We start from the raw sequence: 10,578 nt of genomic DNA, 5'->3' as shown, positions 1-10,578 counted from the left end.
GGAGTCATTTACAGAGAATCGCCTCGGAACGGGTCACTTGAACCGGGGTTAAATCTAAGGTGACTAGCTTTTACGCAGCGTGTGCGTCCGCGGCGTCCGAGTTAAATCAAATGACAGCACTAAGTATGTAGAACCGTCTGTAGAGTGCTTGCGGACGCGGGTTCGATTCCCGCCGCCTCCATACCTCTTTAGCAACATTACCTTGAGGAAATTCGTCATCGTGACGAATTTTGGCCCACTTTTGTGGGCCACCTCGAGCGTAGTGGGCATTCACTTTTCCGTATTAAAAAGACATTCGTTTAACGTCGGGACATTGCTTCCGAGGAATGTTTTCGCGCTTGCCTTAATACAATAAATGGCAGAGAAAAAGCCATTAATGCGCACAAATTTTCACCTTTATTTCATAGAGAAAAAGAAGAGAAATAACCTATCGACCCTAGGTAACGGTTCGATTCCCGCCGCCTCCACCATTTACCCTTCCGATGGTGTTCAAGGAAGTTCAGAAAACCGCCTAAACCCCGCATGGTTAGGCGGTTTTTTGTTTTCTGGCGTTCAAGGTCGTCATGAGAGGCCACAGTTGGCTAGACATCAACGACACGAAATCCTTACACTCCGTCCACTCATCCCTCCCTCGCATCTCCCCTCAGTATCCCGCGACCCGCCTAGGAAAAAAGCTGCCCCCTCCATCTTGCACAGCGCGCCGCGGGCAAGTGTTTTTCCTCTTATCGATTTCTCTTATAATTCGCGACATGTTCAATAGTGCTCCTGCCAAAGACCAATAAGAGGAGCAACGCCGACGCGCCTCACCCCAAAGACAATAAGTTCTTATTCCGGCAACCCACCAGATGAGTTCACAGAACATACCCGACCGCCTCAATGCGATGAGCAAGATCGAAGCCATCTTCATCGAGCATCATGGCTGGCTGCGCACGCGCCTGCGGCGCAGCGTGGGCGACACGTTCGCGGCGGACGATGTAGCGTCTGAAACCTTCACGCAATTACTGAGCTCGCCGCCTCCGCAGGAAGTGCGCGAGCCGCGCGCCCTGTTGACGACGATTTCACGCCGCATCGTCTACGAACTGTGGCGCCGGCGCGACCTGGAGGAAGCTTGCCTGCAAGCGCTGGCCCATGCGGCAGGCGATGCACAGGCGATTTCGCCGGAAGACCAGTTGCAATTGCTGCAAGCCCTGCATGCCATAGACCGCGCCCTGGCGGGATTGTCGGCCAAGGAGTGCGCCGCATTCCTGCTCTACAAGCTCGATGGCCTGACCTACCAGGCCATCGGCGAACAATTGCGCATCACCCCCAGCGTGGCCCGGCGCCATGTCGCCAAGGGACTGCTGCAGTGCTACAAGGCTGCAGGTTTCGAGCCACTGGGCCAGGTTGCATGAAGACCGATGAACAGATCGTGGAGCAGGCCATCGAGTGGATGCTGCAACTGGAGCAAGGCGACTTGCCTGCCACCGAACGCGCCGCCTTCGAGCGCTGGAAGGCAGCCGATCCACGGCATTCCACGGCCTATGCCAACCTGACGCAATCGGTACGGCAATTCGATGTCCCGCGCAAAGTCGGCGCCGCCCCCGCCATCTTGCGCAACACGCTGCAACAGAAAAGCAAGCGCCGCAAGACCCTCAAGCGTATCGCCGCCTTGGCGGGCCTTACCGTCGGTGCAGGCGCCCTGCTGGATCAGTTCACCCCCGTGGGCGGGCTGACTGCCGACCTGCACACCAGCACCGGTGAACGTCGCCGTACCATCCTGGCCGATGGCAGCGTGGTCACGCTCAACGCACGCAGCTCGGCCGACCACCTGATCCTGCCTTCGCTGCGACAGATCCGCCTGTTCGCCGGTGAGATCCAGGTCCAGGTGGCCGCGCAAGGTGCATTGCCCTTCTCCATCGATACCGCACACGGCAGCGTAAGCCTGCCGGCCGGCACCCTCATGTTGCGCTATCAGGAGCTGCGCACCGACATCGTGGCGCTGCAGGCGGCGCCATCGCTGACCACTCGCAACGGTACCCGCGCCGAGCTAGCATCGGGCCAGCGTACCTGGTTCGACCAGGACAGCATCGCTTCCCCGCACCAGATCAACGGTGGCGAGAATTCCTGGGTCGATGGCTACTACACTGCCTCCGACACTCCACTGGCCGAGGTGGTGGCAGCCCTGCGGCCCTATCGCAAGGGCATCCTGCGCCTCGATCCGGCGGTGGCGCAATTGCGTATCAGCGGCACTTTCCCGCTGGACGACACCGACCGCGTCCTGTCGGCGCTAGCCAGTGCCCTGCCCATTGCGGTCACCCGGGTCAGCCCCTACTGGGTAAGCATTTCCTCTCGCGCCTGAACGCCATCCCGCCGAACATGCGATATCGAAGCATCGCCTGCCTGATGGCGTACTGCCTGGCCGCCGTCGTGCCGGCTGCTGCTGCGCCTGTCGCCCATGCGGCGACTACAAACCAGGTCCAGCCGGAGCCTGCGCTCTTCGATTTCCAGGTGCCGGCCGGTCCGATAGAAAGCGCGCTGGCAGCCATCGCCCATGTCGCTGGCGGAATCGTGCTGTTCGATCCCGCCGTGGTGGCCTCGCTTGATTGCGCCGGGGTGCATGGCAGGCTCACTCTGGAAGCGGCGCTGCGCAAGGCGCTCGCCAACAGTCCCCTGGAACTGGTCGCGCATCCCGATGGTTCCTTCGGCGTGCGCCGTTCCGTTCCGGAAACGCCACGCGCCAGCGAGCTGACCACCATCGACGCCTATAACCCGCCACTGCCGCCCGTGCTCAGGACGGGCACCCCCGGCGTCGGCGACACCAGCCACGGCTATCTGGATTCGGGTTTCCTGGCTACTAGCAGCCAGCTTGCCACCCGCCACGAGCAATCCTTGTCATTGCTGCCGGTGTCGATACAGGAAATCACCAACAGCGTCATCGAAAGCCGGCAGTCGAAGTCAGTGGTGGATAGCCTGCAGAACATCAGTTCGGTCGCCTATAGCCGTGGCGATGGCATCGATCAGGCCGGCACGCTCTACGTGCGCAGCTTCATCGCCCCGGTCATGCGGGACGGCTGGGCCGACCTGGTGTCGCTGACCAACGTGACCAATGGCCGGGTCTCGGGATCGCGCGCCATCACCTCGCTGGATGTGCCGGCGGCCGCCATCGAGCGTGTCGAAGTCCTGGGCGGGGCCGACTCCATCATCGTCGGCGGCCCGATGGAACCGGGCGGATCGGTCAATATCGTGACCAAGCAACCGGTGGCCGATGCGATACGGGAATGGACGCTTGAGATCGACAATCGCGGCCACCGGCGTAGCGCACTCGACCTGGGCGGCAGCCTGACGGAAGACCGCGCATGGACCTATCGCACCATTATCTCGGCCGTGCATGACAAGCGCACCCTGGACGGCTACGACGGCGAGCGCGAGTTTTACCTTGCCCCTTCCATCGGTTACAAGGATGCCGATACCTCCTTCGTGGCCGGTTTCAGCTACCATGTGGCGCGTACCCCATTCGGCGGCTACCAGAGCGCCATGCTGACCGACAAAGGCCCCGGCCCCGATATCCGCACCGCCCCCTGGGGTCTGCCCGACGATCACAGCCATGCCACCAAGACCGACTTGTTCTATACCTGGGAACAAGCCTTGGGTGCAGGCTGGCGCCTGAACAGCAAGGCCCGCTTCAGCAGCCTGCGCTACACCGCCTCGGGCTATAGCAGTTGCATCCCGGTGGATCTGGACGAAGGCACGGGCGTCTGCGCAACCGACCAGTCGCTGCTGCACAGTGACAGCGCCAGCATCGATAACAACCTGTCGCTGAGGGTCTCCAGCGGCGAATGGCAACACACGTTGATGGCCGGTGCGAGCTTCTCACGGACACGCTTGAAGAGCTACAGCGATGCCGACGACGCCACCGCTATCGTCATCGTCCCCTGGCCGCCATCCAGAACCGTGCTGCCGCCCGTCGGCGGCGCGCGCAGCCTGATCAACGACAACGATGCGATCTATACCTCCAACCTGTATCTGCAGGACCAGATCACATGGCGGCGCTGGCACCTGCTGGCCAATGTCGGTTATGAGCAGGAGCGCAACAACTTCTCCTCCGATACCGACATGAACGGTGTGTCCCACGACACCTCGCCGCCGCGCAACGCACCGGTCTACAATATCGGCGTGGCCTACCGCCTGGCCGACTCTGCAACGATCTATGCCAATTCCTTCCGCAGCTTCACGCCCGGCCAGCTTTTGCTGGACTCTACCCTCAACGGCGGCAGGCCCGGCATCAACATCGCGCCTGCCACGACCGGCAAATCAACTGAAGTCGGCATCAAGCTCGAATTGCTGGACAAGCGCGCCATCTTCACGGCGGCCCTGTACCGGGCCACCCATACCAACGTTCTGCAATTCGTCTTCCCCGATACCAGCTCGCCTTTCAACCGCTATGTGCTGCTGCCCTCGGCGGTCAGCCAGGGCCTGGAACTGAGCCTGTCGGGTCGCCTTGCGCGCGGCTGGAACCTGACCGCCAGCTACAGCTACAGCCTCTTCCATCCGGCCCCGAGCCAGGACGAGGACAGCCGGCTGGCGCAGTTCCCGCATCATCGGGCCAGCGTCTGGAGCACCTACGACCTGCAGTCCGAAGGCTGGCGCGGCTGGGGATTCGGGCTGGGCATGACCGTGCGCAGCAGCTACATGGCCTTCAGCGACGCCGACTCTCAGGTGCGCATTCCCGGCCAAGCCCGTACCGACGCCAGCCTCTACTACCGCTCCCGCTCGAGCCGCACCACTCTGGGCATCCGCAATTTGTTCGACCGCCGGCTCTACAGCGACTTCGCCACCACCACCATCGGTGTGGAACCCGCGCGCACGGTGACGCTGACCCATATCGTGGAGTTCTAGCCTCCCGGTTCGGCGCGGTCGCCAAATTAAATTTGTAACAGACCGTCATTTTGGCCAGCTCGTTGCACAAGCAAGACAGAGAGACAGATTTCTTCTCTGTTTATCGTGCAAGGAGCTGCGACCACCATGACTTCCACCAGTTTCATCCATTCCCGCGGTATCTACTGGCTGCTGCCGGATACCCAGGGGCCTTTGCTGGCCTGCCTGTGCCTGTTGCTGTTTGCGCTGGGTTTTTACCTGGTGTGGCCGGGCATCGCGCGCTGCTATCGCCAGGTGCGCGTGACTGCCGACTGGTTCACGCGCGCCACGGCGCCCCGGCCGCGCAACCCGACGGCAGGACTCCCGGTGAGCCTGTACAGCGCCCCGGATCGGCAGCGCTCAGGAATGTCGCGGCTGGCCCGGCGCATCAAACTCTGCATCCGCGGTCTCATTCATCCGCGCCAGACGCGACGCTGGCTGGACTTCTGGAACCTCACGTCCACCCACGTGACGCTGGCGATCGCCACTCCACGACTGTTGCAGAAGATCTATCGCCCCTACCAGTCGCTGCACCTGCGCCACCCCGAGCGCCTGGATATCCTGACCAGCCACTACGACTTCATCATCCGCCAAGGCCTGGCGCCGCTGGTGCTGCAGGCATCCCGGCAACGGATTCCCATCGGACTCTTCAACGGCAAGTCGGGCGACCCGTATGAGGTGCGGCTGGCCGCTATCGATAGCCTGGACCGCGAAGGCGAACTGGCGCTGCACCTCTATCGCAACGACCAGCACCTGTTCTCCACCGCCTTCACCTTCTATCGCCAACAGGGCCTCTGGTGCATCGGCATCGGCTGCCTGCAAGGGCCGGGCGGCGCCGACAGCCGCGAACACGTGCGCCGCGCCACGCGCGACATGTTCGGCCTGCGCCCCAAGGCCCTGATGATCCGCCTGGTGCGTGCCATCGGTGCCGGCTACGGCTGCGCGCGCATGGTGCTGGTCAGCAATCACAATCGGGTCTCCAACCATCGCTGCAAGCGTGACCGGGTTCATGCCGACTATGACGCATTCTGGCTGGAGCTCGGCGCCGCACAACGCGGCGACGGCGACTACGAGTTGTCTTGCGAAGAACCGACACCCACCGACATCAACGAACTCCCCTCGCGCAAGCGCGCAGAAGCCCGTCATCGCCTGGCGCTGACGCAACAGGCCGCGCAGGAAATCGGTCGCGTAATGGTTCGCCTAAAGAAGCCATAAGCCTTTCTGACAGCACTGCAACGACCATTCAATGGAGAGGAACCATCATGAGTTTTCAACAGGGGCTCAGCGGCCTGCATGGCGCAAGCAGGCATCTGGAAGTCATCGGCAACAACGTCGCCAATGCCAGCACCGTCGGCTTCAAGCAAAGCCAGGTACAGTTTTCCGATGCCTACGCCAACTCCATGAATCGCTCCGGCAACTCACCGGTCGGCATCGGCGTAACCATTGCCAACGTCGCCCAGGCCTTCACCCAAGGCAATATCGCCACCACCAACAATGCGCTGGACGTGGCCATCAATGGCGACGGCTTCTTCCGCATGGTGGCCAGTCTTGCCGACCAGTCGCCGCGCTATGGCCGCAATGGACAGTTTCAGCTCAACAAGAATGGTTATCTGATCAACCCCAGCATGAACGGCGCCTACCTCACCGGCTATCCGGCCGGTGCCAGCGGCGGCGATCCGGTTCCGCTAAAGATCGACACTGCCACGCTGCCGGCCGCCGCGACCTCGCGTATCGCCACCAAGGTCAACCTCGATTCGCGCAAGAGCGTGCCCGCCATCAGCCCCTTCGATCCGGCCAATCCCAACAGCTACAATAATTCCACCGGCGCCACTGTCTACGACAGCCTTGGCAATCCGTATTCGTTGCAGGCCTATTACGTCAAAGGCACACCGGCGGGTTCGCCACCGAGTACCACCTGGTCGGTGTACGCCACCCTCGATGGAAAGCCGCTCACCGGCCCGCCGCCCGGCACGGCGCCGCAACTGGTGGGCACGCTGGCCTTCGACGCCACCGGCGCCTTGACCGCGAGCACAGGGATGTCGCTCAATCTCGCCGGCCTGGCCAAGGGAGGGGGTACCTTCCCAGGCCCAATCACGCTGAACTATGCCGGATCGACCCAGACCGGATCGGCCTTCGCCAACCTGGCGCAAAGCCAGGATGGCATGCCTTCCGGCACGCTATCCAGTTTCACCATCGGCAAGAATGGCAGCATCATCGGCGCCTATAGCAACCAGCAGACCCGTGTCATGGGACAGGTGGCGCTGGTCAACTTCGCCAATCCGCATGGCCTGCAGGCGCTGGGCAACAACCTTTATCAAGCCACGGCCGCAGCAGGTACGCCGATGGTGGGCACGCCAACCACCGGCTCCTTCGGCAGCCTGCAGGGACGCGCGGTGGAGCAGTCCAACGTGGATCTGACAGCCGAACTGGTCAACATGATCGTCACGCAGCGCGTCTATCAGGCCAACTCCCAGACCATCAAGGTGCAGGACACCGTGCTGCAAACCCTGGTCAGCCTGCGCTGAGGACTATGCCCATGGAATCTGTTGCCGGCGATCGCTCCATGAACGCTTCCGACGCGTCGCCCAGCCCCTCGCCTGGCGCGGTGCTGAGCATGCCCATCGATCCTGCGACACGCGACCTGATCGATGCCGCGCTGAACACGGTCATGGAAAGCGCCGCCGCCGATGCCAGCCTGAGCATGGGCACTCTGGGCCGCTGCGCCGATTACGCGCTGGTCGGCGCGCGTGTCTTGAGTCTATTGCTGAACCGTCCCTACGTCGCCGTCTCCGGCGGGGAAATCATCGACTGCGGCGATGGACTCTATGTGGTGCTATTCCCTAGCCGCGACGCGCGCCGCCGGGCGCGCAAGCTGTCGGATCTGAAGGATTACCATTGCTGGATCGAAGCGCTCCACTCCATGCCCGATGGCAGTCATCGGCTGGAATCCATCGATTTCACGGCCCGCCATGATCGCCTGGTCGCCGACATGTTCGACATCCCTTACACCCGGCAGGATGGACGCGACTACCTGTGGGAGTGGCATGACCGTATCCCCGAGGTACCGATGCAAGCGCGTCATCAGCTTGCAGCCAACGGCAGGAACGGCGACTGGATGTGGACGGACAAGAATTGCCTGCGTTTGCTCAGGCTCTATGAGGAGGAGCACGACAGTCTCCTCAATACGCTGGCTGGAAAAGTCCTGCATGCCCTCGCGGATGCGATGCAGGCTCGCGCCACAGCGATACCCGTTGCCGCGGCAGGATCTTCAAAGCCCCAGTGGGCGGAGATCGGTTAGCCCGGCCAAATCTCGGACCTGCCTCGCCAGCGGCGTTGTCGCAGACGGCGATGATGAAGTCCATCCTGACAGTATCCGTTGCCGCGCACGCATCCCAATTCTTGCTGCGAAGATCGCACGGCGGATAACCCATGGCATGGCTCTGCTCCAGCGCCAATGAATTGACGGCGCCAGCATGATGACTGTCTGCGCTGCAGGTCTTGAAGCGGTCTTCACCCAAGTATCCAGCAGCGCCTCAGCCATGCTGCTGCGGGCCAAATTGCCGGTGCAAGGAAAAAGAACGTTATAGGTCTTCTCTTGGTGATGGCCGGCTCACGGCATCCATCAGTCCTTCGACATCCCGGAGCATCTCAAAAAAACCGCTGTTCTCCCCGGAGACAGCGTTTTTTGTTCGTGGAGACTCTATCGGATTCGTTGACATTAGCTTTTTCAAGCCAAATCAATCCAAGAACGGCCAAGTGCTATCACTCCATTTCCCTCTCCCTCAGTTGCAAGCGGCATTACATTTTGAATATGGGAAACCCCGGATACAATCTCGTCCGCCAAATTCACCCCGTTCCCCGTCCCAACAAAATGAAAAAGAAGCTACCGGGGCACTTTTCTTTACAGGAAAATTATTAAAAACAGCGATCAGTTATTCATTTTTCATAGTTTGATAGACTGAAGCACCAAATTCTGGTGCAACCGTCAACTGTTGCCTTATGGCATTAAAATATTGGCCGATATTTATGGGGCGTCGCCTTCCACCGTTAGATTTACTAGTTAGCTTCGAGGCTGCAGCACGGCAATTGAGTTTCTCAAAAGCTGGAGAAGAAATCCATGTCACTCAATCCGCAATCAGCCGGCAGGTCAAGAAACTGGAAGAGTCGCTGGGGTTCGCTCTGTTTGAGCGATTGCACCGGGAGTTAAAGCTCACAGAGCAAGGGCAGATCTTGTACGAAACAGTCCAGGATTCGCTGGAATCACTCGCCAGAACCGTCGCGAATTTGAAGCAGGAAAAGTCGCTGTGCCGTGTCAAAGTGTCAACCAACAATCCATTTTCCGCATTATGGCTGGTCCCCAAACTGGCGGATTTCCGAAGCGCTCATCCGGAAATTGAACTGGACATCGATTCAAACAATCGCCTGGTCGATCTCAAGCAGGACATTTTCAATGTCGCAATCCGATATACCACTCTCGAGTCCGTTAAAGAAAAAGACTACTTGTATTTATCCGGAGAAGATATTTTCCCGGTGTGCAGTCCGGCCTTCCTGAAGAAAATGGGAACTGACGCCGGGAATATCGAAAGCCTGCGATTTCATACACTGCTTCATTTAAACGATCCCAAAAACGCATGGCCCTGGTTGCAATGGGCAAACTGGCTTGAGTCAGCCGGCTATGCCCCCGCAGTAGGAAAAGGATATCGTTTCAGCCATGTCGACCAGATGATCCAGGCCGCGACCATAGGGCAAGGTATTGCATTGGGAAGCTCCCCGTTGGTCGATGCGCTGCTGGAACAAGGCCTTCTTGTGGCGCCGTTCGCAACATCCATCAGTAGTCCACGATCGTTCATCGCCTGCTTCGGTCCGCGAAAAGACGAATCGACAATGGCGTTTATCAACTGGGTTCAAGCGACAATTAATGCCTCGCGCTCCCGACGACAGAAGCCAGTTCGAGGCTGATTGAATCTGCTGCGGACACCCTGGTCAAAGAACGTATGCGCTTTCCATAGTCCGAACTGTACAGTCTTGCCACGAACACCTTGGCAACGCTGGCGACGGACTCCATCCGGGTTGGATTCATATGTGCGCGCAAATCGGTTTCAACATGCACGAGGCCATCGCTCGTTTTTTGCGCGCATGACTTCATCGCCTGGATCAGCGCTTCTTCGTCTCCGATACCCTTAAATACGTCTTCGGGCCATGTCCCCAAGGCGGGGTCATCGGGAACCACAAGTGCCTTGACCCGCGGCCAGTTCATCTCGCGAAGCAAAGTTTCCGTTTCTGGCGCCTCCAGGTCGGGGAGAACTCGCCCCTTCACAAACGAAGTGCCCGTATTGGTTAAATGTTCAACGCACGAAAAATCGGCCTGCAGGTCAACAAACGAAAGAAGCTCAACATTGTGTGCACCGGGGAACAGTTCCTGGCATGGCCTGTATGACCCTTCACTGGCAACTGCCCGGGGTATCCCTGTCACAAGGCAAGCCCGTCTTGCTTTCTCCAACACGGCGTCAATGGCGGTTTCTTTTCGGCGGGGGTGCCCCGGAAAAATTCCCCCTGCCGCCGTCTCTTAAACAACACGCGGGGGAGACCTTAGTTCCCCGGGCGCCCACAAAGAGGCCAGAACACATTTCTTTCCCCACCATGGGGGGGGTCCGCCAGGGGGACCCGCGACAAGCACGCGCACCA

Annotated in this window: 8 protein-coding genes and 1 other RNA gene; 8 read left to right on the top strand and 1 reads right to left on the bottom strand. The window is 60.1% G+C overall.

The window, feature by feature from the left end:
• The 8 genes from ssrA to AKL28_RS22360 all read left to right on the top strand — a co-directional run.
• Positions 1-184: a transfer-messenger RNA gene (gene ssrA, locus AKL28_RS24115) on the top strand; the annotation flags it as partial.
• 661 nt (positions 185-845) lie between these two features.
• Positions 846-1,391, top strand: coding sequence for a sigma-70 family RNA polymerase sigma factor (locus AKL28_RS22390; protein WP_050470516.1), 546 nt, complete (start codon positions 846-848; stop codon positions 1,389-1,391).
• On the top strand, positions 1,388-2,338 hold the full coding sequence (locus tag AKL28_RS22385) for a DUF4880 domain-containing protein (protein WP_050470515.1): 951 nt from the start codon (positions 1,388-1,390) through the stop codon (positions 2,336-2,338). The genes AKL28_RS22390 and AKL28_RS22385 overlap by 4 nt, the downstream gene beginning before the upstream one ends.
• Positions 2,339-2,355: 17 nt before the next feature.
• Complete coding sequence (locus AKL28_RS22380; RefSeq protein WP_050470514.1) at positions 2,356-4,875, top strand: TonB-dependent siderophore receptor; 2,520 nt, start codon at positions 2,356-2,358, stop codon at positions 4,873-4,875.
• A 126-nt stretch (positions 4,876-5,001) separates the two neighbouring features.
• A complete protein-coding gene (locus AKL28_RS22375) occupies positions 5,002-6,108 on the top strand; it encodes a VirK/YbjX family protein (protein ID WP_050470513.1) in 1,107 nt (368 codons plus the stop codon).
• A gap of 47 nt (positions 6,109-6,155) precedes the next feature.
• On the top strand, positions 6,156-7,418 hold the full coding sequence (flgE, locus tag AKL28_RS22370) for a flagellar hook protein FlgE (RefSeq protein WP_050470512.1): 1,263 nt from the start codon (positions 6,156-6,158) through the stop codon (positions 7,416-7,418).
• 38 nt (positions 7,419-7,456) lie between these two features.
• Entirely contained in the window at positions 7,457-8,191 is a 735-nt protein-coding gene (locus tag AKL28_RS22365; protein ID WP_231602624.1) for a hypothetical protein, read from the top strand.
• A gap of 701 nt (positions 8,192-8,892) precedes the next feature.
• On the top strand, positions 8,893-9,852 hold the full coding sequence (locus AKL28_RS22360) for a LysR substrate-binding domain-containing protein (RefSeq protein ID WP_231602622.1): 960 nt from the start codon (positions 8,893-8,895) through the stop codon (positions 9,850-9,852).
• Here the strand turns inward: AKL28_RS22360 and AKL28_RS22355 are convergent.
• Entirely contained in the window at positions 9,809-10,396 is a 588-nt protein-coding gene (locus AKL28_RS22355) for a DUF6671 family protein (RefSeq protein WP_156226448.1), read from the bottom strand. The genes AKL28_RS22360 and AKL28_RS22355 overlap by 44 nt on opposite strands.
• Positions 10,397-10,578: the final 182 nt, after the last annotated feature.

It is taken from the genome of Herbaspirillum chlorophenolicum (assembly GCF_001189955.1).
In the GTDB taxonomy this organism is placed as follows: domain Bacteria; phylum Pseudomonadota; class Gammaproteobacteria; order Burkholderiales; family Burkholderiaceae_D; genus Herbaspirillum; species Herbaspirillum chlorophenolicum.
The sequence above is the reverse complement of the archived record's forward strand: the minus strand, read 5'-3'. Positions and strand labels throughout refer to the sequence as shown.

Bases quoted from the DNA above. Each gene is read 5' to 3' on its own strand.
- AKL28_RS22390 (WP_050470516.1), top strand. From the start codon at position 846: ATGAGTTCACAGAACATACCCGACCGCCTCAATGCGATGAGCAAGATC.
- AKL28_RS22385 (WP_050470515.1), top strand. From the start codon at position 1,388: ATGAAGACCGATGAACAGATCGTGGAGCAGGCCATCGAGTGGATGCTG.
- AKL28_RS22380 (WP_050470514.1), top strand. From the start codon at position 2,356: ATGCGATATCGAAGCATCGCCTGCCTGATGGCGTACTGCCTGGCCGCC.
- AKL28_RS22375 (WP_050470513.1), top strand. From the start codon at position 5,002: ATGACTTCCACCAGTTTCATCCATTCCCGCGGTATCTACTGGCTGCTG.
- flgE (WP_050470512.1), top strand. From the start codon at position 6,156: ATGAGTTTTCAACAGGGGCTCAGCGGCCTGCATGGCGCAAGCAGGCAT.
- AKL28_RS22365 (WP_231602624.1), top strand. From the start codon at position 7,457: ATGAACGCTTCCGACGCGTCGCCCAGCCCCTCGCCTGGCGCGGTGCTG.
- AKL28_RS22360 (WP_231602622.1), top strand. From the start codon at position 8,893: ATGGCATTAAAATATTGGCCGATATTTATGGGGCGTCGCCTTCCACCG.